Annotated in this window: 18 protein-coding genes and 5 tRNA genes; 8 read left to right on the top strand and 15 right to left on the bottom strand. The window is 58.8% G+C overall.

Annotated elements, in window-relative coordinates:
• Both zapE and HCU66_RS25405 read left to right on the top strand, forming a co-directional pair.
• Window positions 1–363: AFG1/ZapE family ATPase (zapE, locus tag HCU66_RS25400; protein WP_205891147.1), on the top strand; the 363-nt coding region annotated here is incomplete at its 5' end.
• Window positions 364–444: 81 nt separating this feature from the next.
• Entirely contained in the window at window positions 445–1,758 is a 1,314-nt protein-coding gene (locus HCU66_RS25405) for a leucine-rich repeat-containing protein kinase family protein (protein WP_205891148.1), read from the top strand.
• A gap of 79 nt (window positions 1,759–1,837) precedes the next feature.
• Here HCU66_RS25405 and HCU66_RS25410 read toward each other — a convergent pair whose 3' ends face one another.
• A complete protein-coding gene (locus HCU66_RS25410) occupies window positions 1,838–2,542 on the bottom strand; it encodes a YebC/PmpR family DNA-binding transcriptional regulator (RefSeq protein ID WP_007940960.1) in 705 nt (234 codons plus the stop codon).
• A 231-nt stretch (window positions 2,543–2,773) separates the two neighbouring features.
• On the opposite strand from HCU66_RS25410, the gene HCU66_RS25415 reads away from it, so the two are divergent.
• Together HCU66_RS25415 and HCU66_RS25420 are read left to right on the top strand one after the other, a co-directional pair.
• A complete protein-coding gene (locus HCU66_RS25415) occupies window positions 2,774–4,198 on the top strand; it encodes a type VI secretion system Vgr family protein (RefSeq protein ID WP_205891149.1) in 1,425 nt (474 codons plus the stop codon).
• Between the two features lie 186 nt (window positions 4,199–4,384).
• The gene (locus HCU66_RS25420; protein ID WP_205891150.1) at window positions 4,385–4,933 is read left to right on the top strand and encodes a cytochrome b; all 549 of its coding nucleotides are present in this window, start codon (window positions 4,385–4,387) and stop codon (window positions 4,931–4,933) included.
• On the opposite strand, the gene HCU66_RS25425 is transcribed toward HCU66_RS25420, so the two are convergent.
• Window positions 4,930–5,862, bottom strand: coding sequence for a 1-aminocyclopropane-1-carboxylate deaminase/D-cysteine desulfhydrase (locus HCU66_RS25425; protein ID WP_205891151.1), 933 nt, complete (start codon window positions 5,860–5,862; stop codon window positions 4,930–4,932). The genes HCU66_RS25420 and HCU66_RS25425 overlap by 4 nt on opposite strands.
• 202 nt (window positions 5,863–6,064) lie before the next feature.
• Window positions 6,065–8,104, bottom strand: a complete 2,040-nt coding sequence (locus HCU66_RS25430; RefSeq protein ID WP_205891152.1) for an NADPH-dependent 2,4-dienoyl-CoA reductase — start codon at window positions 8,102–8,104, stop codon at window positions 6,065–6,067.
• Window positions 8,105–8,313: 209 nt separating this feature from the next.
• On the opposite strand from HCU66_RS25430, the gene HCU66_RS25435 reads away from it, so the two are divergent.
• Together HCU66_RS25435 and HCU66_RS25440 are read left to right on the top strand one after the other, a co-directional pair.
• Complete coding sequence (locus tag HCU66_RS25435) at window positions 8,314–9,444, top strand: carbon-nitrogen hydrolase family protein (protein ID WP_205891153.1); 1,131 nt, start codon at window positions 8,314–8,316, stop codon at window positions 9,442–9,444.
• Window positions 9,445–9,447: 3 nt separating this feature from the next.
• On the top strand, window positions 9,448–10,485 hold the full coding sequence (locus tag HCU66_RS25440; RefSeq protein ID WP_205891154.1) for an AraC family transcriptional regulator: 1,038 nt from the start codon (window positions 9,448–9,450) through the stop codon (window positions 10,483–10,485).
• 403 nt (window positions 10,486–10,888) lie between these two features.
• Here HCU66_RS25440 and HCU66_RS25445 read toward each other — a convergent pair whose 3' ends face one another.
• From HCU66_RS25445 to HCU66_RS25500, 12 genes are all read right to left on the bottom strand, one after another.
• Window positions 10,889–11,725: a DUF2242 domain-containing protein gene (locus HCU66_RS25445; RefSeq protein WP_205891155.1), complete on the bottom strand. Its 837-nt coding sequence runs from the start codon at window positions 11,723–11,725 to the stop codon at window positions 10,889–10,891.
• A gap of 252 nt (window positions 11,726–11,977) precedes the next feature.
• The gene (locus tag HCU66_RS25450; RefSeq protein WP_205891156.1) at window positions 11,978–13,849 is read right to left on the bottom strand and encodes a SurA N-terminal domain-containing protein; all 1,872 of its coding nucleotides are present in this window, start codon (window positions 13,847–13,849) and stop codon (window positions 11,978–11,980) included.
• Window positions 13,850–13,953: 104 nt separating this feature from the next.
• Window positions 13,954–14,030, bottom strand: a tRNA-Asp gene (locus HCU66_RS25455).
• A gap of 53 nt (window positions 14,031–14,083) precedes the next feature.
• On the bottom strand, window positions 14,084–14,356 hold the full coding sequence (locus tag HCU66_RS25460) for an HU family DNA-binding protein (protein ID WP_002552737.1): 273 nt from the start codon (window positions 14,354–14,356) through the stop codon (window positions 14,084–14,086).
• 151 nt (window positions 14,357–14,507) lie between these two features.
• The gene (lon, locus tag HCU66_RS25465; protein ID WP_205891157.1) at window positions 14,508–16,904 is read right to left on the bottom strand and encodes an endopeptidase La; all 2,397 of its coding nucleotides are present in this window, start codon (window positions 16,902–16,904) and stop codon (window positions 14,508–14,510) included.
• Window positions 16,905–17,066: 162 nt separating this feature from the next.
• The gene (gene clpX / locus HCU66_RS25470; RefSeq protein WP_205891158.1) at window positions 17,067–18,350 is read right to left on the bottom strand and encodes an ATP-dependent Clp protease ATP-binding subunit ClpX; all 1,284 of its coding nucleotides are present in this window, start codon (window positions 18,348–18,350) and stop codon (window positions 17,067–17,069) included.
• A 111-nt stretch (window positions 18,351–18,461) separates the two neighbouring features.
• A complete protein-coding gene (gene clpP / locus HCU66_RS25475; protein ID WP_205891159.1) occupies window positions 18,462–19,097 on the bottom strand; it encodes an ATP-dependent Clp endopeptidase proteolytic subunit ClpP in 636 nt (211 codons plus the stop codon).
• A 93-nt stretch (window positions 19,098–19,190) separates the two neighbouring features.
• Entirely contained in the window at window positions 19,191–20,501 is a 1,311-nt protein-coding gene (tig, locus tag HCU66_RS25480) for a trigger factor (protein WP_205891160.1), read from the bottom strand.
• A 400-nt stretch (window positions 20,502–20,901) separates the two neighbouring features.
• A tRNA-His gene (locus HCU66_RS25485) sits at window positions 20,902–20,977 on the bottom strand.
• Window positions 20,978–21,054: 77 nt separating this feature from the next.
• Window positions 21,055–21,139 (bottom strand) — tRNA-Leu (locus HCU66_RS25490).
• A 56-nt stretch (window positions 21,140–21,195) separates the two neighbouring features.
• Window positions 21,196–21,271, bottom strand: a tRNA-His gene (locus HCU66_RS25495).
• A gap of 33 nt (window positions 21,272–21,304) precedes the next feature.
• Window positions 21,305–21,381 (bottom strand) — tRNA-Arg (locus tag HCU66_RS25500).
• Window positions 21,382–21,656: 275 nt separating this feature from the next.
• On the opposite strand from HCU66_RS25500, the gene folD reads away from it, so the two are divergent.
• Entirely contained in the window at window positions 21,657–22,511 is an 855-nt protein-coding gene (gene folD / locus HCU66_RS25505; RefSeq protein WP_205891161.1) for a bifunctional methylenetetrahydrofolate dehydrogenase/methenyltetrahydrofolate cyclohydrolase FolD, read from the top strand.
• 259 nt (window positions 22,512–22,770) lie between these two features.
• Window positions 22,771–23,478: D-alanyl-D-alanine endopeptidase (pbpG, locus tag HCU66_RS25510; RefSeq protein WP_205891162.1), on the top strand; the 708-nt coding region annotated here is incomplete at its 3' end.

Here is a 23,478-nt window from a genome sequence, read left to right on the forward strand (position 1 = left end):
GACGCTGCGGCCATTGCACTGCCCGTCGGGACACGGCACCTTCAAGCCCGATACTGCGAAGGGCGAACCATCGGCTTCACCTTCAGCGACCTGTGCGAACGCCCCACCGCGGTCATGGACTATCTGGAACTGTGCCGACGGTTCGACCGCTGGATCATCGACAAACTGCCCGGCCTCGCCGACTGTTCAATCGCGGCCCAACAACGTTTCATCAACCTGATCGACGTCTTGTACGACCAGGACAAACACCTGATTCTGCTCGGCCACCAGTCGTTGCGCGAAAGCCTGGGTGGTGATGCCATCGACCTTGCGCGTACACGCAGTCGGCTGGGGCAGTTAGTGGAGGTCAGGGATCTGGCCTGACAGCCACCCCAGCTTTCCCGCTATCATGTCGCCCATTTCCAGGGCCCCGCGCCCTCCTCCTGATCAATAGCGAACCTGCCCATGCACACCCTCGCACAATTGCGCGCCGGCCAACTGTCGGGCATCCCCCGTCTGGACCTGGCCTGCGGCCTGAGCGAATTCCCCCGGGAAATCTTCGATCTGGCGGACTCTCTGGAGGTGCTCAACCTCAGCGGCAACGCCCTGCGCAGCCTTCCGGACGACCTGCACCGCCTGACCCGTTTGCGTGTGCTGTTCTGTTCGGACAATCAGTTCACCGAACTGCCCGCCTGCCTCGGTCAGTGCGCGGCGCTGACGATGATCGGTTTCAAGGCCAACGCCATCGAACACGTGCCGGCCGCCGCCCTGCCGCCGCTGTTGCGCTGGCTGATCCTGACCGACAACCACATCACAGATCTGCCGACCGAACTGGGTAAGCGCCCGCACCTGCAGAAACTCATGCTGGCCGGCAACCGGTTACAGCGTTTGCCTGAGAGCCTGAGGTACTGCCATCGACTTGAGCTGATCCGCATCGCCGCCAACCAGCTCACCGAGCTTCCCGAGTGGCTGCTGACCCTGCCGAGCCTGACCTGGCTGGCATACGCCGGTAACCCGCTGGAAACCGAAGCCGATGCGGCTGCACTTGAAGCCACGGCAAGCATTCCCTGGACCCGGCTGAGTCTGGAGAAAAAACTCGGCGAAGGCGCGTCGGGGGTCATTTATCAAGGGTTGTGGGAGCAGACGAAACAGGTCGCGGTAAAACTCTACAAAGGCGAAATGACCAGCGATGGCTCGCCGCTGCACGAAATGAACGCCTGCATCACCGCCGGCATCCACCCCAACCTGATCCGGGTCGAAGGGCGGATCGTCGGGCATCCGCAGGCGCAGACCGGGCTGGTGATGCAACTGATCGACCCGAGCTACCGCAACCTGGCCGGGCTGCCGAGCCTGGCGTCCTGCAGCCGCGACGTCTACGCCGACGACACCCGGTTCAGCGCGGGCGTGGCACTGCGCATCGCCAGTGGCATCGCCTCGGTGGCTGAGCACCTGCACCGCCAAGGCATCACCCACGGCGACCTCTATGGCCACAACATTCTATGGAACGAGCATGGCGATTGCCTGTTGGGGGACTTTGGCGCGGCATCTTTCCATGCCACCTCGGACAGCCTTGAAAGCCGTGCGCTGCAACGGATCGAGGTGCGGGCGTTCGGGGTTTTGCTGGGGGAATTGCTGGAACGGATCGACTCGGGGTTGAGCGATGAACAGCGGAGCGCGTTCGAGGATTTACAGCAGCGCTGCTGTCAGCCAGATGTGCTGGCGCGGCCGGGGTTCAGTGAGGTAAGTCGCGTATTGCAGGAAATTATTGCGGCGTACTGAAAAAAGATCGCAGCCTTCGGCAGCTCCTACAGGTTTTTTTGTACACCTGGAGCTGCCGAAGGCGGCGATCTTTTACTGTTTAACCCGCCAACCCGACAAACATGTCCTGCACGTCATCGTGGTTATCGAGGCCTTCAAGGAACGCTTCGACTTCCGCCATCTGCTCGTCGCTCAGGCCGCTGACCGGGTTCTTCGGCTGGTAACCCAACTTGGCCGACAGCACGGTGAAACCCTGCTCCGGCAGCGCTTTCTGTACCGCATCCAGGTCCGCTGGGTCGGTCAGGAACAACGTCGCGCCGTCTTCGCCCGGCTCGAAATCCTGGGCACCGGCTTCGATCGCGGCCATTTCCGGATCGGCGTCAGGGCTGTCCGGGGACGCCTCGATCATGCCGACGTGGTTGAAGTCCCAGGCCACCGAACCGGAAGCGCCCAACTGGCCCTTGCGGAACGCGACGCGGATTTCAGCGACGGTGCGGTTGATGTTGTCAGTCACGCATTCAACGATCAGCGGCACCTGATGCGGTGCGAACCCTTCATACGTCACGCGATGGTATTGCACGGTTTCGCCGAGCTGGCCGGAGCCTTTCTTGATCGCGCGTTCCAGGGTTTCGCGGGGCATCGAGGCTTTTTTCGCCTGTTCGACCACCAGACGCAGGTGTGCGTTGGTGGCGGTATCGGCACCGTTGCGGGCAGCGATGGTGATTTCTTTCACCAGTTTGCCGAAGATCTTGCCCTTGGCGTTGGCTGCCGCTTCTTTGTGTTTAACCTTCCACTGTGCGCCCATTACTCACTCTCTTGATCTGTGGCGCCGAGACATCTATTGGCCGACGCGTTGCGCCAGTTTATACGGCCTAAAGAAGCCAATCGACCAAAAATTCCAACATCTTCACCCCATGACTGATCGACATTTTCACCAGCGCTTGTAGGGCGATTCTGAAAAGTCGTTTTGCGGTGACGCTTCAGGGCTGTGGTTTCGTACCCTCTGCGCCCGTCCTCCCTGGCAGAAGCGCGTTCGATGCACAACGACAAGGAAAGTCCCTTCACCCTGACACTGCTCAACGGCGGTTTGAGTGTGCAGGTGTTGCAGTTCAGTGGCCGTGAAGGCCTCAACCAGCCCTATCGATTCGACATCGACGTGATCAGCCTCGCACCGGCCACAAATCTGGCCCCATGGCTGCAACAACCGGCGTACCTGAGGCTGGCGGGTAATCAGGGCATCCACGGTGTGATCCACAGTGTCAGTCGCGAACATCGCGGCCCGCACCGGGTCGGCTACTGTCTGGTGCTGGTCCCCTATCTCCAACGATTGGACAGGCACCGCTTGCGTCGGGTGTTTTATCGTCTCAGCGTGCCAGCGATCCTGGGCCAGTTGCTGGAAGAGCATCAGTTGCCCGAGCACAGTTATCGCTTCGACCTGACCAGTGGGCACTACCCACTGCGGCCTTTCTGCATCCAGTACGAGGAAAGCGATCTGGCCTTCATGCAGCGGCTGTGCGAAGAAGAAGGCATCCACTATCACTTCGAGCATCAGCCCGACGGGCATGTGCTGGTGCTGGCCGATGACAGCCTGAGTTTCCCGCAGGAGCCGCTGCTGATGCCGCTTCATGACGATCCATTCAACGACCCCGCCTCGCCGGTGATCAGCGAACTGTTCCAGCGCCATGACCCGGTTCCCGCCCCGGCACAATGGGATGCCAGAAACCGTGGCGCTCAAGCGATCGGCGATGGCGCAGCCAACCACCCGCTCGCCAGAACGGGCCCGGTGACGACACGCCTTGCACCCGAACAGCTTCATCGCGATCAGCGCAGCCGCCGACGGCTGGAGCGTCTGCGTTGCCATTACCGGCAGATCCACGGGCAAAGCAACCAGAGTGAGTTGCGCAGTGGGCGAATCGTACAAGTGGCGCAACACCCTCTCTCGAGCTTCAACGATCAGTGGCTGCTCACCGACATCCAGCACCAGGGACAACAGCCGTCGATTCTCGCCGACGATAAACCCGGCATTACCAGGCGCTACAGCAACCGGTTCACCGCCATCCCTTGGTCAACGGTATTCAGGCCGGCGCTGAAACAGGCCAGGCCGAGCATCCCGGGCTTTCAGACCGCCCGGGTGCTGGGCCCTGTCGGGCACCCGGCGACACTCGATGACCAGGGCCGAATGCAAGTCTGCTTGTGGCCGACGCCGGAGTTCGAGGCGGATGAGTCCGTCGGTCTCTGGCTGCCAGTGGCCCTCGCAGCGCCGGACGGTCGGATCGATCCGGCCAGGCTGCCCATGGCCGGCACCGACGTGTTGATCAGCTTTCTCGACAGCGACCCGGACCGGCCCGTGCTGTGTGCCGGCATGGGCCATCCCCAGCCGTCCCGGCCCACTCCCGAGCCACGCCGCGATGCCCGTCTGCTGCTCGATTGGCTGATCAACCGCTCGGATCTCGCCCCCTAGGAGCTGCCCAAGGGTCGGAGAGCGCCAGCTTCTCAACGGAACTGGTGCTTTTTTGTGGCCGAACACTTGATTTAGAGCATTGAACAGCTCATTCGCCTCAGGCAAACCCGGTGAAACAGGATTACAGTTCACCCACGCCGTCGAACAAGAACGATGACTTCAGACCTGACCTGTGAGGAACACCGTATGCCCTGGAAGAATTCCGAATCACGCTACAGTACCGTATCGATCGCGCTGCACTGGTTGATGCTGGTTCTGTTGATACTGGTCTACGCCTGTATCGAATTTCGCGGGATCTTTCCCAAAGGCAGTGGCGGTCGAACGCTGATCAAGGAAGCGCACTTCATGCTTGGCCTGACCGTGTTCGTGCTGGTCTGGCTACGGCTGTTCGCCCGCAGCCTGGGGCCGGCGCCGCAGATCTTCCCCGCCTCGCCTCGCTGGCAAACCGTGCTCGCCAAACTGATGCACTGGGCGCTGTATATTTTCATGATCACCCTGCCGATTCTGGGCTGGCTGATTACCAGCGCCGAGGGCCATCAGGTGATGTTCTATGGCATCGACCTGCCGTTGCTGATCGAAGAAAACAAACCGCTGGCCAAGCAACTCGAAGGCTGGCATGTGCTCGGCGGGACGATCGGCTATTGGCTGATCGGGCTGCACGCCGTGGCCGGGCTGTACCACCACTATGTGGTACGCGATAACACCTTGGTGCGGATGATCCCCAAGCGCGGCTAGCCGCGACCGCTTTGCTCGAAACCCCGGCGGCCCTGCAAGCCGCCGGTGTGGATGAAGATCAGGCGCGTGCCCTGGACGAGTTTCCCGGCTTCGACCTGTAGTTTAAGTGCCATGAGTGCCTTGCCGGTGTACAGCGGTTCGAAAGGAATGCCGCTGGCCCGTTCGGTCTGCTCAATGAACCCGAGTAACAGCGGATCGACTTTGGCAAAGCCGCCACGGCTGGCGTCCAGCAATTGATACACGGGACCGGCCAGACCGGCTTCCTGCACAATCATCTCGACCTGTTGCGCCACGCCATGATCGTCGGGCACCGCCAGCGCGCCATACACCGGGTGCTCCCCTGCCTCGGCCAGTACCAGGCCGGCCAGGGTAGTGCCCGTTCCACAGGCCAGCCACCAGCCGTCGTAGTTGCTCCAGCCCAGACCGCTCAGTTGCCAGCGGGCCTGCGCCACCAGCTGCATGCAGCCCTTCGCCCCACGCAAACCACCGCCACCTTCCGGTACCGGTTGCAGCTCGGGATACTGCTCGCGCCATGGCGTCCAGAAACCCGGTTCATGCCGCGCCCGATAACCGCCATACCCCAACCAATGCAACTGCATGCCGAACGCCTGCAAGTCCTTCACCGTCGGAGTGTCTTGCGGATGCCCGCGCAACAGGCCGACGGTGGTGAAACCGAAGCGCTTGCCCGCAGCGGCCAATGCGTGAAGGTGATTGGAGTGGGCACCGCCCAGGCTGATGATGCCTTGGGCACCGTTCTGGTCGGCGGCGTTCAGGTGTTCGATGAGTTTGAACCACTTGTTGCCGCTGATCAGCGGATCGATCCGGTCCAGACGCAGGATGGCGACTTCGATGCCGGCTGTGGTGAGCCAGTCGAGGTGAAGGGGTTCGAGGGGGGCTTGGGGGAGCCAGTCGCTGGGAGGAGAAAGCATTAATGCACTACGTTTTGGCGAAAAACAGGAGTCTATCAGCCAGCACGATCCCTGTAGCAGCTGCCGAAGGCTGCGTTCGGCTGCGAAGCAGTCGTCAATCCCGACACCTCGGTTTACCTGAAATACCGCGATGGCTGATTTTGCGACTGCTGCGCAGCCGAACGCAGGCTGCGCCAGCTGCTACAAGGAATGGCGGTGAACGTTAGAGTTCAGCCGCCAACCGCGAACCCTGATTGATCGCACGCTTGGCATCCAGCTCCGCCGCCACGTCCGCGCCACCGATCAAGTGCACGTTCTGCCCTGCCGCCACCAGACCGTCGCGCAACTCGCGCAACGGATCCTGCCCGGCGCAGATCACGATATTGTCCACTGGCAATACCTGCGGTTCGCCGCTTTCGCCGAGGCGAATGTGCAGGCCTTCGTCGTCGATCTTCAGGTACTCGACGCTGTTGAGCATCTGCACCTGCTTGTTTTTCAGACCGGTGCGGTGAATCCAGCCGGTGGTTTTGCCCAGACCGTCGCCGACCTTGGATGTCTTGCGCTGCAGCAGGAACACTTCACGGGCCGGCGCATGGGGCGCAGCCTTGATGCCCGCAACACCGCCGCGGGCTTCAAGATGCGTATCGATGCCCCATTCCTTCCAGAACGCTTCGCGGTCCTGGCTGGTGGCCACGCCCTGGTGCACGAGGAATTCCGATACGTCGAAACCGATACCGCCGGCGCCGATCACCGCGACGCGCTTGCCCACCGGCTTACGCTCGAGGATCACGTCCAGGTAGCTCAGCACCTTGGCGTGTTCGACGCCCGGAATCCCCGGCACCCGTGGCGCAATGCCAGTGGCCAGGATGATTTCGTCATAACCGCCCTCGACCAGCTGCGCCACGTCCACACGGGTGTTCAGGCACAACTCGACGTTGCTGGTCTGCAACTTGCGGTTGAAGTAGCGCAGGGTTTCAAAGAACTCTTCCTTGCCCGGCACCCGCTTGGCGACGTTGAACTGGCCGCCGATTTCACTGGCCGAATCGAACAGCGTCACCTGATGGCCACGCTCGGCGGCCACCGTGGCGGCTGACAGACCGGCAGGACCGGCGCCAACCACGGCAATTTTCTTGATCTGCTGCACCGGCAGGTAATTGAGCTCGGTTTCATGGCAGGCCCGCGGGTTCACCAGGCAACTGGTCAACTTGCCGCCAAAGGTGTGATCCAGGCAGGCTTGGTTGCAACCGATGCAGGTGTTGATTTCATCGCCACGGCCAGCCGCGGCTTTATTGACGAAATCCGGGTCGGCGAGGAACGGCCGCGCCATGGACACCATGTCGGCGTCGCCTTCGGCCAGGATCTGCTCGGCGACTTCCGGGGTGTTGATGCGGTTGGTGGTGATCAGCGGAATGTTGACCGAACCGCGAAGTTTGGCCGTGACCTTGCTGAACGCCGCACGCGGCACCTTGGTGGCAATGGTCGGAATCCGCGCTTCGTGCCAGCCGATGCCAGTGTTGATGATCGTCGCACCGGCCTGCTCGATGGCCTTGGCCAACTGCACGATTTCTTCCCAGCTGCTGCCGCCTTCCACCAGGTCGAGCATCGACAGGCGGAAGATAATGATGAAGTTCGGGCCGACCGCTTCGCGCACCCGACGAACGATTTCCACCGGCAGACGCATGCGGTTTTCGTAGGCACCGCCCCAGCGGTCAGTGCGATGGTTGGTGTGGGCCGCGAGGAACTGGTTAATGAAATAACCTTCGGAGCCCATGATCTCGACACCGTCGTACTCGGCTTGTTGCGCAAGCGTCGAGCAGGTGACGAAATCGCTGATCTGCTTCTCGATGCCTTCCTCGTCCAGCTCTTTAGGCTTGAACGGGTTGATCGGCGCCTGAATCGCGCTCGGCGCCACTTGCTTGGGGCTATACGCGTAACGACCGGCATGAAGAATCTGCATGCAGATCTTGCCGCCCGCCTCGTGCACCGCACGGGTGACGATCCGGTGTTGGAGCGCTTCTTCCTCGGTGGTCAGCTTGGCCGCGCCGGAGTAAACGCCGCCCTCTTCGTTCGGGCCGATACCGCCGGTGACCATCAAGCCAACGCCGCCACGGGCACGTTCGGCGAAGTACGCGGCCATGCGCTCAAAACCACCGGGCTTTTCCTCGAGGCCCGTGTGCATCGAGCCCATCAAGGTGCGGTTGCGCAACGTGGTAAAACCCAGGTCCAGCGGGGCCAACAGGTGCGGGTAATGAGCGGCGGCCATCGGTAACTCCACAACGAGCGATCACGGAAAAATTGCAGGAGCTCTTTGGCTCCCGTCGGTCATGTTCGACAGACTAAGAGTCGCACCGCTGTCGCTCAATGACCGTAACTGACAACTTATTGATCCAAATGCGCAGCGCCCCTTGGCAAGCGCGGGCATGGGCCCTACCCTAGTCGCGAACCCTGCACACGGTCGTTGACTGCTTTCCCATGCGCAAACTCCTGTACCTGAGCCTCTCCATGGCGTTGATCGCCGTCCTCACGACTTACGCGATGTGGGCCGCGGACCGTCCGGTGGGTCATTACCTGTCGGACCTGCGCATCAGTCTCGCGGTCGATCAGGGCACCCCCGTCGATCGCGGCAATCTGCTGGGCATCCAGCCCGAACTGTTCCCCACCGACTATCAAAGCCCCGAACGCCTGCACCGCAAGCTCGCGGCCTATTTGCAGAAAGCCCGGGACCTGGGCCTGCTGAATGAAAAAACCATCGTCGTGCTGCCCGAGCATATCGGCACCTGGCTGATGGTCAGCGGCGAGAAAGACGAGCTGTACCAGGCCACCACCCTCAAGGAAGCCATGAACTGGCTGGCGGTGAGCAATCCGTTGCAGTTCATCCGCGCCCTGATCAGCGCCGAGGGCAGCAACCGTCTTGAGGATGCGCACTTGCGGATGAAAGCCAGACGCATGGCCAGGGATTACCAGGCGCTGTTCGGGGGGCTGGCGAAAGAATTCCACGTGACCCTGGTGGCCGGCTCCATCGTGTTGCCCGAACCAAGTGTCAGCAACGGCACCCTGAGCATCGGCCACGGCGCGTTGTACAACAGCAGTGTGGTATTCGGCCGCGATGGCGTGCCGATCGGTCAGCCCCAACGGCAAATGCACCCGACGTTCGCTGGACGCGGCACGCTCCAAGGCAACTCCGATCATCCGGTCAACGTCGTTGACACCCCGGCCGGGCGCCTGGGCGTGCTGATCGGCAGCGACAGCTGGTACCCCGACAACTACCGAAAACTCGACGACCAAGGCGCGCAACTGGTGGCGGTCCCGGCGTTCGTCGTCGGGCGTGGCTCCTGGGATCAACCATGGCGCGGCTATAAAGGCCTGCCCACGCCCGGTTCTGTCAGCCTCAAGGCCGGCGAACTCAGTGAAGGTCAGGCCTGGCATCGGCTGACACTGACCGCCCAACCACCCGGCAGCCGGGCCATCGGCGGCATCAGCGTGTTCCTGCGCGGTCAGTTCTGGGACCAGGGCAGTGCCGGTCAAAGCTTCCTCAGCAGCAACGGGCAGCATTTCGCCGACGGCGATGCCCGGGGCGCTCGTTTGCTGAACCTCTGGTTGTAAGCGATGAAGCCGCAGCCGATGCGCCTTGGGGACCTGTCGGTCGGTTTCGTCCATAGCCTGGCCGACGCCGTGCGCAGCCATGGCCTGGACCCACAACCGCTGCTCGAACAGTACGGCCTCGACACCGCGCGACTGGCCGAGGCCGGTGCCCGGCTCTCAATCCCGCGCTACATGCGTCTGGGACACAGCGCCATTCAGCTGACCGACGACCCGGCGCTGGGTTTGCGCATGGGCCAGCTCAGTCGCCTGAGCCAGGCCGGCCTGGCTGGCGTCACCGCTGCCCAGGCCCCCACCGTGCGCGAAGCGGCGCGCTGCCTGATTCGCTTCGAAGCGCTGTACGGCTCCAATTATCGCGGCCAGTCGAGCTTTCACGAAGACGCCCAAGGCGCCTGGTTGCGGTTCTATTCCATCAGCCCCTACAACGCCTACAACCGCTTCGTGGTGGACTCGATCATCGCAGGCTGGTTGCAGCAACTGTCCAGCCTGAGCCCTGCCCCGCTGCACGCCGAACGGATCGAGATTGAATTCCAGGCGCCGGATTACCGTGAGGCTTACGCCGTGCTGGGGGATTGCCCGATTCAGTTTGGCGCCGAACAGAATCAACTGCGCCTGAGCCTGGACAGCCTCGCCCAGCGCAACCCGGCGCATTGCCCCAGCACCTGGCGGTACCTGCTGCAGTTGTGTGAACGGGAACTGGAGCAACTGACACGCACCCGCAGCCTGCGTGAACGCATCACTCAGTTACTGGGGCCGTTGCTCAATGGTGGCCGGGAACCCGACCTGGAAGAAGTGGCGGCACGCCTGAAGCTGCCGACTTGGACTTTGCGCCGCAAACTCGCCGAGGAAGGCACGCAATTTCGTGCAATTCTCAACGATACGCGTCGCGACCTCGCCATGACCTACATTCGCGATACCGAACTGGTGTTCGGCGAAATCGCCTACCTGCTGGGGTTTGCGTCAGCCGAAGCGTTCCAACGGGCTTTCAAACGCTGGAACGGCCAGACTCCCGGCGAGTTTCGCCGCAGTCATCGCCATTCTTAAAGCTCGGTGGCGTCTTCGGCCGGTTCCAGCGGGTCCAGTTCAAATGCCTGATACTCGAGCAGTTCTTCTTGATAATCGTCCATTATTAAACCCCCATCGCCTGTTGAAAAAATCGTCTGAATAAATGACCAGCGCCTTGAGCATAAAGTGCCCGCATGAAGGAAAAATGACGCTGGCACGACACAAGGGGGCGTTCTCAATGAGTTTCCCCGGCGCGGCGGGGAAACTCATTGAGAACGCCCCCCGCGTCGCTACTGAGTAAAACGTAGCAGGTGGTCAGGAATTTATCACAGGTTTTTTTCGATACAGGCCATAGGAATGCGGCCCGGCTTGATGTGGATCAATCCTGAAGGGCATTACGGGGGCGGTATCCTCTGACCCGCCCCCGTAATACGGGAATCAATTACTGGCTGGAGACAGGCATGGCCTTAATTGGCTCGGTCGGTGCCGGCAGGGTGCTTGAATCCGCCGGTGGAGTGACCGTTTCCGTGGACGAAGTCGGCTCGCTGCTCGCCGCCGGGGTAATCGGTGCCGTTTCAGCCGGTGGCACAACAGGCTCCGAAGTGGCTGGGGCGGTTTCGGCAGGTGCAGGGGCAGACGCAGGTTCCGCCGCCGGGGCTGGAGTGGGTGCCAACTGAGCCGGTGCAGCCTTGGCTTCAGGCACCCCCAGTTCGGTTTTCGGCTTCTCGGTGATGTGCGCGGCCTTCTTCGCTTCCGGGGGCAGGAACAATTCGACCAGGGCAAAGAAACGCTCGTAGAACTTGGCCGAAGACACGGTTTCACTGGCGACCTTGACCATCGAGTCGTCGGACGAGCCGATCGGCATCGATACCGAGCCCAACACGCCGACACCAAGGCTGGCGGAATTGTTGGTCTTTTTCAGCGCATAACGGTCCTGCAGGGCGTTGGCGAACACGGTCGCGTGATGCCCTTCGCTGCCATCATCGGCGCAGACCACATTGAAACTGATCTCCATGTGGGTTTCGCCGGTCTGCTGGAAACTTTTGTGGCCACTGACCAGTTTCGGATCGCTGCTGGTGATGATGTAACCCTGGCTGAGCAAGGCCCGACGAGCGGCTTCGCAGGTCTGCGCATCGGTCACCGGGTAGCTGCGCGAAAACGTTCCGGAGTCGTCGAAGTTCTCATGCTCATAGATGGCGGCTTTCTTCGACGAACAACCGGCAGCGGCGGCCAGCACCAAGGCCAGCCCGACAACACGCATGGGAATTGATCTAAACATTGAACATCCTGAGGAAAACGGTTCGGGGCGTATTGTGCAACAGATTGATGCTTAGCGGAGTATCGATTGCGTCTTAAAACGGCTACAGATTTATTCACGGTCATCTAAAGGAAAAAAGCGAAGATCAAAAGATCGTCCGATTGCGGCCCGAGCCTGCGGCAACTCCGGCAGGGGCAATCTTTTCGTTCACCCCAAAAAAAACCCCAGCCTTCCGGCCGGGGTCTTGTGTGTCACGCAATACTCAATCAAGCATCAGAAACGCTTGATCTCAGCTTCGCGCTCCAGCAGTTTGCGGTAGGCCGCGAAGTCTTGCTGGCCAATGCGCGAGGCGAGGAAGCGACGGTATTGGGTCTTCTCTTCTTCGGTCGGCGCAGCGCTTTCGTTCACGCCGTTCAGACGCACGATCACCAGGCTACCATCGGCCAGGGTCACGCTGCTGTAGGTCGGCTTGTCTTTGGAGACTGGCTTGGGCATGCGGAACAGCGCTTGCAGCACGGTTGGGTCGACCCCTTCCTGAGCGCGAGTCGCGGCTTCGGTGACTTTCCAGTTCTGCCCATCGATTGCCTTGTCCAGCGCCGTCTTGCCATCGCGCAGGCTGGTGATCAGCTGATCAGCCTTGGTCTTGGCGGCAGCACTGGCATGCTCCTTGGTCAGTTGCACGCGGATGCTGGCAGCCACGCTTTCCAGCGGCAGTTGCTCAGGCTTGCGGTGCTCCTTGGCGCGCAGCACGATCACGGTTTCCGGGTCCAGTTCGATGGCGGTGCTGTTGGCACCCTCATCCAGCACTTCAGGACTGAACGCAGCGGTCACCACGGCACGATTGGCCGCAATACCTTCGCCACCTTCCCGGCCGAATGGCGCGGAGGTGTGGACGGTCAGCTTCAGGTCTTGTGCCGGCTGGGCCAGATCGGAGGCTTCGAACGACGAGTCTTCCAATTGTTTGGTCGCCTCGACGAAACGCTGCTCGACCTGCTGGGTTTTCAGCTCGCGGGTCAGCTTGTCTTTCAGACTGGCGAACGTCGGCACTTCAGGGGCTTCAACGCCCAGCAGCTTGATCAGGTGGAAACCGAAGTCAGTGCGAACCGGCTCCGAAACCTGGTCCTTGGCCAACGAATACAGGGCTTTTTCAAACGCTGGATCGTAGACGCCCGGACCTGCAAACCCAAGGTCACCGCCATTGTTCGCCGAGCCTGGATCCTGGGAGAATTCCTTGGCCAGGGCCTCGAATGTCTCGCCTTTGGCCAGACGCGCCTGCACTTCTTCGATTTTGGCCTTGGCTTGCGCCTCGGTCACCTTGTCGTTCACTTCGATCAGAATATGCGCAGCCCGGCGTTGCTCGGACAGGTTCGCGGTTTCTTTCTGATACGCCGCCTGCAGATCTTCGTCATTGACGCTGACCTGATCGAAGAAGGACGCCTTCTTCAATTCGAGGTAATCGATGACCACCTGATCCGGCGTCATGAATTCCTTGGCGTGTTCGTCGTAATAGGCCTTGACCTCATCGTCGGTCAGCTTGACTGCCGCCGGGTCTGCCTTGACGTTCAGGGTGGCGAAATCGCGGGTCTGTTTTTCCAGACGGGCGAAGGCCAGAACCTGTGCATCGGTGACAAAACCGCTACCGGCCACGCCAGCGCGCAGCTGACCAATCAACATTTCCTGAGCCAGCATCTGACGGAATTGCAGACGGCTGTAACCCAGTTGACGGATCACCTGGTCGAAACGCTCAGGACTGAACTTGCCATTCACCTGGAACTCAGGCGTTTGCAGGATCACTTGATCCAAAGCGGCTTCGGAGAAAGCGAATTTCGATTGTTCTGCGCCTTGCAGCAACAGCTTGCGATCGATCAGGCCTTTGAGGGCCGATTCGCGCAGCATTTTTTCGTCGAGCAAGGAAGCATCGAAATCCTTGCCCAGTTGTTGCATGAGCTGACGGCGTTGCATATCGACCGCCTGGCTCAGCTCGTTCTGACTGATTTCTTCGCCATTGACCTTGGCCGCCTCATTGCGATTCGTCGTGGCCTGAAAAATGGCGTCGAAACCGGTCAAAGCCATCAGTGCAACGATGACCCCGATAATGGTCTTGGCAATCCAGCCTTGTGAATTGTCCCTGATATTCTGCAGCATGCGTCCCCCAGAAACGGTTGAACTTCAAAATTAGGCAACCGTGGAGCGTGGGTAGAGTCCGGATAGAAGAAAGGCGCATCCGAGGATGCGCCTTCTCTCGTAACTGGCGGAGCGGACGGGACTCGAACCCGCGACCCCCGGCGTGACAGGCCGGTATTCTAACCGACTGAACTACCGCTCCGCTGCCAAGTCAGGCATGACCCCGACCCGGATAGGCAAAAACCTGAATCGAACTTAGTTGACAGCTTCTTTCAGTGCTTTACCGGCTTTGAAACCTGGTTTTTTGGCGGCGGCGATTTCCAGCGTCTTACCGGTCTGAGGGTTACGACCGATGCGAGCTGGACGATCGGTCACGGAGAAGGTGCCGAAACCAACCAGAACAACAGAGTCGCCAGCCTTGAGAGCGCCAGTGACGGATTCGATTACAGCGTCCAGCGCACGGCCAGCAGCAGCTTTCGGGATATCAGCGGATGCAGCGATAGCATCAATCAGTTCCGACTTGTTCACTCTAAGTCCCCTTATATCTATTTGAGTTTGATTCTAAGTTTTTTGGTGAAAGCAAAAAAACGAGTGCTGAATGGCCTACAGACACTTATAGAGCCGCTTTATAACAAGGGCTCTAAAAAACTGTCAAGGAAGCCCCCCAGGCAAATGCGTACTAATGCGTGCTAATTCTTTCCTTAGAGTCAGACTCGCGTTTGTCATCCTTTGCAACGATCTCCGGAGCCACATCCGGTAAGGGCTCCGGCGCGTATTGCAGCGCAATTTGCAGGACCTCGTCAATCCATTTAACGGGTTTAATCTGTAGATCTTGCTTGATATTGTCAGGAATTTCCTTCAGATCGCGTACGTTCTCTTCAGGAATGATCACCGTCTTGATTCCACCGCGATGAGCAGCCAGCAGTTTTTCCTTCAAGCCACCGATCGCCAGTACTTGGCCACGCAAGGTGATTTCGCCGGTCATGGCGACATCCGCACGTACAGGAATGCCAGTCAAAGCCGACACCAGAGCCGTACACATGCCTACACCAGCGCTAGGGCCGTCCTTCGGCGTCGCCCCTTCAGGCATGTGGATATGCGTGTCGCGCTTCTCATGGAAGTCCAGGGGAATGCCCAGGCTCTTCGCACGGCTGCGGACAACGGTCAGGGCTGCGGTGATCGATTCGACCATCACGTCACCCAGAGAACCGGTCTTGATCAGTTGACCTTTACCCGGTACGACTGCGGCTTCGATGGTCAGTAATTCACCGCCCACCTGGGTCCACGCCAGGCCGGTTACCTGACCGATCTGATCCTGCTGCTCGGCCAGACCGTAGCGGAATTTACGCACGCCCAGGAAGTGTTCCAGCATGTCGGCGGTCACCTTCACCGAGAAGCGTTTTTCCAGTGCATGCTCTTTGACCGCCTTGCGGCAAACCTTGGCAATCTGACGCTCCAGCCCACGTACACCGGCTTCGCGGGTGTAGTAGCGGATGATGTCGCGGATCGCTTCGGCGTCGAATTCCAGCTCGCCTTTCTTCAAGCCGTTGGCCTGAATCTGTTTGGGCGAAAGGTATTTGACGGCGATGTTGATCTTCTCGTCTTCGGTATAACCCGGTAGACGAATCACTTCCATCCGGTCCAGCAGCGCCGGCGGGATGTTCATGGAGTTGGAGGTGCACAGGAACATCACATCGGACAGGTCGTAGTCGACTTCCAGATAGTGATCGTTGAAGTTGTGGTTCTGCTCGGGATCAAGCACTTCCAGCAACGCCGACGCCGGATCGCCACGCATGTCGCTGCCCATTTTGTCGATTTCATCGAGCAGGAACAGCGGGTTGCGGACGCCCACTTTTGTCATCTTTTGAATCAATCTTCCTGGCATCGAACCGATATAAGTCCGGCGATGACCACGGATTTCCGCCTCATCGCGCACGCCACCGAGAGCCATACGGACGAATTTGCGGTTGGTGGCATGAGCAATTGACTCCGCCAGAGAGGTTTTACCCACCCCTGGAGGACCGACCAGGCACAACACCGGACCGCGAATCTTCTTCACGCGCTTCTGCACGGCGAGGTATTCGAGGATCCGCTCTTTGACTTCTTCCAGACCATAGTGGTCTGCATCAAGAATGTCTTCGGCACGAGCAAGGTCCAGGCGCACCTTGCTCTGGGCTTTCCACGGCACTTGAACCAGCCAGTCGATGTACGAACGCACCACGGTCGCTTCCGCGGACATTGGCGACATTTGCTTGAGCTTGTTCAGTTCGGCCTGAGCCTTGGCCAACGCGTCTTTCGGCAGACCGGCGGCATCGATACGCTTTTTCAGCTCCTCGATTTCGTTGTGGCCTTCGTCGCTGTCACCCAGTTCTTTCTGAATGGCCTTCATCTGCTCATTCAGGTAGTACTCGCGCTGACTACGCTCCATTTGCTTTTTAACGCGGCCGCGAATGCGTTTTTCGACTTGCAGCAGATCGATTTCGGCATCCAGCAACGCCAGAACGTGCTCGACCCGGGCCGACAAATCGATAATTTCGAGGATTTCCTGCTTTTGCTCGATCTTCAGGGCCATATGCGCAGCCATGGTGTCGACCAGGCGGCCTGGCTCGTCGATGCTGTTGAGCGAGGACAGGACTTCAGCGGGGACTTTTTTGCCCAGCTGCACATATTGTTCGAACTGAGCCAGCAGGCTGCGGACAAACACTTCCGACTCGCGCTCAGGCGCGTCGGCTTCGTCGATCAGCGAGACTTCGGCGCGGCAGTGGCCGTCGACTTCGCTGAAGCGCTCCACGGCGCCCCGCTGCTCGCCCTCGACAAGCACCTTGACGGTGCCGTCAGGCAGCTTGAGCAGCTGCAGAACGGTAGCGATGGTACCTACGCGATAAAGTGCGTCTTCACCGGGATCGTCGTCAGCAGGATTCCGCTGAGCCAGCAGAAGGATCTGCTTGTCGCCCGTCATCGCGGCCTCGAGGGCTTCGATGGATTTCTCGCGCCCCACGAACAGCGGGATAACCATGTGCGGATAAACCACGACATCACGCAATGGCAGGAGAGGCAATTCGATGGTCGTCTTCATGATTTCGCCTCTACGGCGGCCATAAGGCCGTAAACAGATGGAAGTAAGCTTGAAACCAAGATGGGGGCTGTTTTCAAAAAAAACAAGCGCAAATAAAATGTTGAAACGCGTTAAAAGCAAAGGGGCCCGAAGGCCCCTTCTTTATTCCAGCAGTGTGACGCTTTAGGCGTCCGGCGCTGCCTTGGCTGCCGGCTCACTGTTTTCGTAGATATACAGTGGCTTGGACTTGCCTTCTATAACGCTTTCATCGATCACTACTTTACTCACCTCGGACTGCGAGGGAATTTCGTACATAGTGTCGAGCAATATGCCTTCGAGAATCGAACGCAGTCCACGGGCACCAGTTTTGCGTTCCAGGGCTCGTTTGGCGACCGATTTCAGCGCGTCGGACCGGAACTCCAGGTCCACGCCTTCCATCTCGAACAGTTTGGCGTACTGCTTGGTCAGGGCATTTTTCGGCTCGGTGAGAATCTGCATCAACGCAGCTTCATCAAGCTCGTCCAGCGTGGCAAGGACCGGCAAACGACCGACGAATTCCGGGATCAGACCGAACTTGACCAGATCGTCAGGCTCGACTTCACGCAGGGATTCACCGACTTTCTTACCTTCTTCCTTGCTGCGCACTTCTGCGCTGAAACCGATGCCACCCTTGGTGGAACGGTTTTGAATAACCTTTTCCAGACCGGAGAATGCACCACCGCAGATGAACAAGATGTTACGGGTGTCGACCTGCAGGAATTCCTGCTGCGGATGCTTGCGACCACCTTGAGGCGGAACGGAAGCGACCGTGCCTTCGATCAACTTGAGCAGGGCCTGCTGCACGCCTTCACCGGAAACGTCCCGGGTAATCGACGGGTTGTCAGACTTGCGCGAAATCTTGTCGATTTCATCGATGTAGACAATGCCCATCTGGGCTTTTTCTACGTCGTAATCGCACTTCTGCAGCAGTTTCTGAATGATGTTCTCGACATCTTCCCCCACGTAACCTGCCTCTGTGAGGGTGGTTGCGTCGGCGATAGTGAACGGAACGTTCAGCAAGCGGGCCAGGGTTTCGGCCAGCAGGGTTTTACCCGAACCTGTCGGGCCGATCAGCAGGATGTTGCTCTTGCCGAGTTCGACGTCGTCATTCTTTTTGTCACGCTGATTCAGGCGCTTGTAGTGGTTGTACACCGCTACGGCCAGAACCTTTTTCGCACGCTCCTGACCAATCACATACTGATCGAGGATGCCGCTGATTTCTTTAGGCGAAGGCAATTTATGCGCGCTGCTTTCGGCCTGTGCTTCCTGCACCTCCTCGCGGATGATGTCATTGCACAGGTCGACGCACTCGTCGCAGATAAAGACCGAGGGGCCGGCAATCAATTTGCGTACTTCATGCTGGCTTTTGCCACAGAAGGAGCAATAGAGCAGCTTGCCGTTGTCCTCGCCGTTGCGGGTGTCAGTCATTCGTTCGATCCAAATCCGATAGGCTTGCAACACAAGATGAAGGCTATTGCGGGCTTTTTCAAGCCCGCTGGTGTCGGACCTGCCGACCAAGCCTGTTTTGGGCTGCTTATTTTAAACAGGGCGCTGGCTAATCACTTCGTCGATCAAGCCGTACTCACGCGCAGCTTCTGCACTCATGAAATTATCGCGGTTGGTATCGCGCTCGATTTCTTCAAGAGTGCGACCGCTATGCGCGGCCATCAGCGTGTTGAGACGCTCGCGGATAAACAGAATCTCCTTGGCATGGATTTCGATATCCGACGCCTGGCCCTGGAAACCGCCCAGTGGCTGGTGAATCATCACACGCGAGTTTGGCAGGCAGTAACGCTTGCCTTTCGCACCGGCCGTCAGAAGAAACGCGCCCATGCTGCACGCCTGACCGATACAGGTGGTCGACACGTTTGGCTTGATGAACTGCATGGTGTCGTAGATCGACATGCCCGCCGTCACCGAACCGCCCGGCGAGTTGATATAAAGATGGATGTCCTTGTCCGGGTTTTCCGCTTCAAGGAACAGCAGTTGCGCACAGATCAGGTTGGCCATGTAGTCCTCTACCGGACCAACCAGAAAGATCACTCGCTCCTTGAGAAGGCGCGAGTAGATGTCATAGGCGCGTTCGCCACGAGCAGACTGCTCGACAACCATCGGGACCAGGCCGCCTGCGGCCTGGATATCAGAGTTCTGCTGAATATACGAATTACGGAACATGCTCTGCAGTCACTCCCAAATAGTTATGTCTTGAATACGCATAAGCCAGCACGAAGGCTGGCTTATGGTGTGTACTTCTTACCGCAAAAACAATCAGTCGGCTTGTGGAGCTTCTACCGGCTTGACCGCTTCTTCGTAAGAGACCGATTTGTCGGTCACGCTAGCTTTCTGCAGAACAGTATCCACAACTTGTTCTTCCAGCACAACCGAACGGACTTCGTTCAGTTGCTGGTCGTTCTTGTAGTACCAAGACACAACCTGCTCAGGCTCCTGGTAAGCCGAAGCCATTTCCTGAATCATCTCCCGAACGCGGGCTTCGTCAGGCTTGAGGTCGAATTGCTTGACCACTTCAGCCACGATCAGACCCAGCACAACGCGGCGCTTGGCTTGCTCTTCGAACAGCTCGGCCGGCAGTTGGTCAGGCTTGATGTTGCCGCCGAACTGCTGAACAGCCTGCACGCGCAGACGGTCAACTTCGTTGGACAGCAGAGCCTTCGGCACTTCGATCGGGTTGGTGGCCAGCAGACCATCCATGACCTGATTCTTGACCTTGGATTTGATCGCCTGACGCAGCTCACGCTCCATGTTCTTGCGAACTTCGGTGCGGAAACCTTCCAGACCGGTTTCCTTGATACCGAATTGAGCGAAGAACTCTTCGGTCAGTTCTGGCAGTTTAGGCTCGGAAACAGTGTTCACGGTCACAGTGAACTCAGCGGTTTTACCTGCCAGGTCGAGGTTCTGATAGTCCTCTGGGAAGGTCAGGTTCAGAACGCGCTCTTCGCCGGCTTTAGCGCCAACCAGACCGTCTTCGAAACCAGGGATCATGCGGCCGGAACCCAGCACCAGCTGAGTGCCTTTGGCGGAGCCGCCTGCGAACACTTCACCGTCGACCTTGCCAACAAAATCGATGTTCAGCTGGTCTTCGTTCTGGGCAGCGCGATCGGCCACTTCGAAACGGGTGTTCTGCTTGCGCAGGATTTCCAGCATCTTGTCCAGATCGGCGTCAGCCACTTCAGCGCTCAGGCGCTCGACGGTGATACCTTCGAAACCGGCAACGGTGAACTCAGGGAACACTTCGAATACGGCTACGTATTCCAGGTCCTTGCCCGCTTCCAGGGATTTAGGTTCGATCGAAGGCGAACCAGCCGGGTTCAGCTTCTGCTCAACCACCGCTTCGTAGAAGGAGGACTGGATGACGTCGCCCACGGCTTCTTGACGCGCATCAGCTCCGAAACGCTGACGGATCACGCTCATTGGCACTTTGCCTGGACGGAAACCAGCGATCTTGGCCTTTTGGGCAGTCTGCTGCAGACGCTTGTTGACCTGAGTCTCGATGCGCTCAGCCGGCACGGTGATGCTCATGCGGCGCTCAAGAGCAGAAGTATTTTCAACAGAAACTTGCATGGATATTCCTCGTTGCACAGACGTTAGCCGGCCGTTTCCGACCCCAGAATCAAGGGCATGCATTCTAGTGGGTCAAACTCAAGAAGTCACCCTACTGAAAACGGGTAAAAAAGCAGCAGGCAATTTATAGGCGGGGACAAACGGTTGTGCCTCGCCCTGTTAGCAAATACAGCCAATCAAGCCAGGGCTCTGCGCCCACCTTCCTATATATAGAAGGAATCGGCAATCCATCCCTGACAGCCAACCCCGCGAGGGGATCGGCGGGCAAATCGAGCATCATCGAGAAACATAAATACGACGAAGCGACCTGCCCCTGCGGCCCACAACCTGCAGCCGCCGACACTCAAACCACTGAAACAAAAAAGGCGCCAGACTGTTAAATCTGGCGCCTTTCGAAATATGGGGTGGACGATGGGGATCGAACCCACGACAACGGGAGTCACAATCCCGTGCTCTACCAACTGAGCTACGCCCACCATATTGCGTGACAAAGAAGCCAAACAACTTCTTTGTTGAGCCCAACCCAGCCAACCGGCATGAGTGAAGCTTTATTTGGTGCGGATGAAGAGACTCGAACTCTTACGCCTCGCGGCGCTGGAACCTAAATCCAGTGTGTCTACCAATTCCACCACATCCGCGGATGAAGCTGTTAAAGCAAAGGCGCCAGACTGTTAATCTGGCGCCTTTCGAAATATGGGGTGGACGATGGGGATCGAACCCACGACAACGGGAGTCACAATCCCGTGCTCTACCAACTGAGCTACGCCCACCATATCGCGCTACTTGTGCCAAAGCTGCCTAAATGGCGCACCCGGCAGGACTCGAACCTGCGACCATCCGCTTAGAAGGCGGATGCTCTATCCAGCTGAGCTACGGGCGCCTTGTTAATCTGTACTCTTGGAGGACTACAAACTAAGTGCTTTTCAGTCTTGCAGAATCGTAACTCCGCTCGACTTTCTCAACCAGTGCTAGGCTGTGCCCGACAAGTGCGACGAATAGTATAGAGCCCCCCGGAGGTCGTCAAATCCTTTTTAAAAAAAATTCATTTAATTAAAGGGGTTAGAGGAATTTGCAGACCAAGCGCCTTTGCCCTCACCTCATGACATGCGAGAATGCGCTCTCTTTTTTTCCCCTCTCGATGGTTAATCACGCGCAATGACTGCACAACTAATCGACGGCAAATCGATCGCCGCCAGCCTGCGCCAGCAGATCGCCCAACGAGTCGCCGAGCGTCGCCAGCAAGGCCTGCGCACGCCCGGCCTCGCGGTGATCCTGGTCGGCAGCGATCCTGCCTCTCAGGTTTATGTCTCGCACAAGCGTAAAGACTGTGAAGAGGTCGGCTTCCTTTCCCAAGCCTATGACCTGCCTGCCGACACCACTCAAGCAGCGCTGACCGATCTGATCGATCGCCTGAACGACGACCCGGCAATTGACGGCGTTCTGCTTCAGCTGCCTTTACCTGAACACCTGGACGCCTCCAAATTGCTGGAGCGCATTCGTCCGGACAAGGACGTCGACGGTTTCCACCCTTATAACGTCGGTCGTCTGGCCCAGCGTATTCCGCTGCTGCGCCCATGCACACCCAAAGGCATCATGACGCTGCTGGAAAGCACCGGTGCCGATCTTTACGGGATGAACGCCGTCATTGTCGGGGCCTCCAACATCGTTGGCCGTCCGATGGCGATGGAACTGCTGCTGGCCGGTTGCACCGTGACCGTCACCCACCGCTTCACCAAGGACCTGGCCGGCCACGTCGGTCGCGCCGATCTGGTGGTGGTTGCCGCCGGCAAGCCGGGCCTGGTCAAGGGTGAGTGGATCAAGGAGGGCGCGATCGTGATCGACGTCGGCATCAACCGTCAGGAAGACGGCAAACTGGTCGGTGACGTGACTTACGAATCCGCCCTGGCCCGCGCTGGCTGGATCACGCCGGTACCAGGCGGCGTCGGCCCGATGACCCGCGCCTGCCTGCTGGAAAACACGCTGTACGCCGCCGAAACGCTGCACAGCTGAGTTCACGCTTGTACGCAGCGCCGCATAAAGGAACCCCGCCCATCGCGGGGTTCTTTTTGCCTGTAGAAAAAGCGCGACCACCGTTGGAAAGCTGCAAGAGCAGATAAGTGAAAAAGGGCCACTGCATTAAATATTCTTCACTTTTACCCCCTGCTTTACAGGCGCCTATGGCTTTCCTGGCACATACTCCTAAAATGCGTCGTTTTTAAGAAACAGCCCGTTACAGAACGGCATATCCACCCTTTATGAGTCTGCCAGCGTGAAAATCCGTCTTTCCATCCTGAGCCTAGTTTTTGCAGTTACAGGGACTTTCATCACGCCAACGGTCAACGCCGCAGAAACCACCGCGGCACCTCGAGACAATTCACAACTGAAGATCGCGTCCGGCAGCGCTTTGCTGATGGATCTGCAAACCAACAAAGTCATCTATGCCAGCAATCCTGACGTCGTCGTACCCATCGCGTCAGTCAGCAAACTGATGACCGGCCTGGTGGTCGTAGAGGCTCGGCAGAATATGGACGAATACCTTTCCGTCAACATCAGCGACACCCCGGAAATGAAAGGCGTGTTCTCCCGGGTCAAACTCAAAAGCGAATTGACGCGCCGCGAGATGCTGCTGATCGCCCTGATGTCATCGGAAAACCGTGCCGCCGCGACGCTGGCGCATCACTATCCGGGCGGTTATGTCGCGTTCATTGCCGCCATGAACGCCAAAGCCAAGGCGCTGGGCATGACCAGCACTCACTTCGTCGAACCGACGGGCCTCTCCCCGCGCAACGTGTCCACCGCCCGCGACCTGAGCAAACTGCTGATCGCCGCGCACAAGTACCCGCTATTGACCGAACTGAGCACCACCAAGGAAAAAACCGTCAGATTCCGTAAACCCAACTACAGCCTGGGCTTTCGCAATACCGATCATTTGGTCAACAAACCTGACTGGGACATCAGGCTGACCAAGACCGGTTTC

The organism is Pseudomonas frederiksbergensis (assembly GCF_017114915.1).
Taxonomy (GTDB): domain Bacteria; phylum Pseudomonadota; class Gammaproteobacteria; order Pseudomonadales; family Pseudomonadaceae; genus Aquipseudomonas; species Aquipseudomonas frederiksbergensis_I.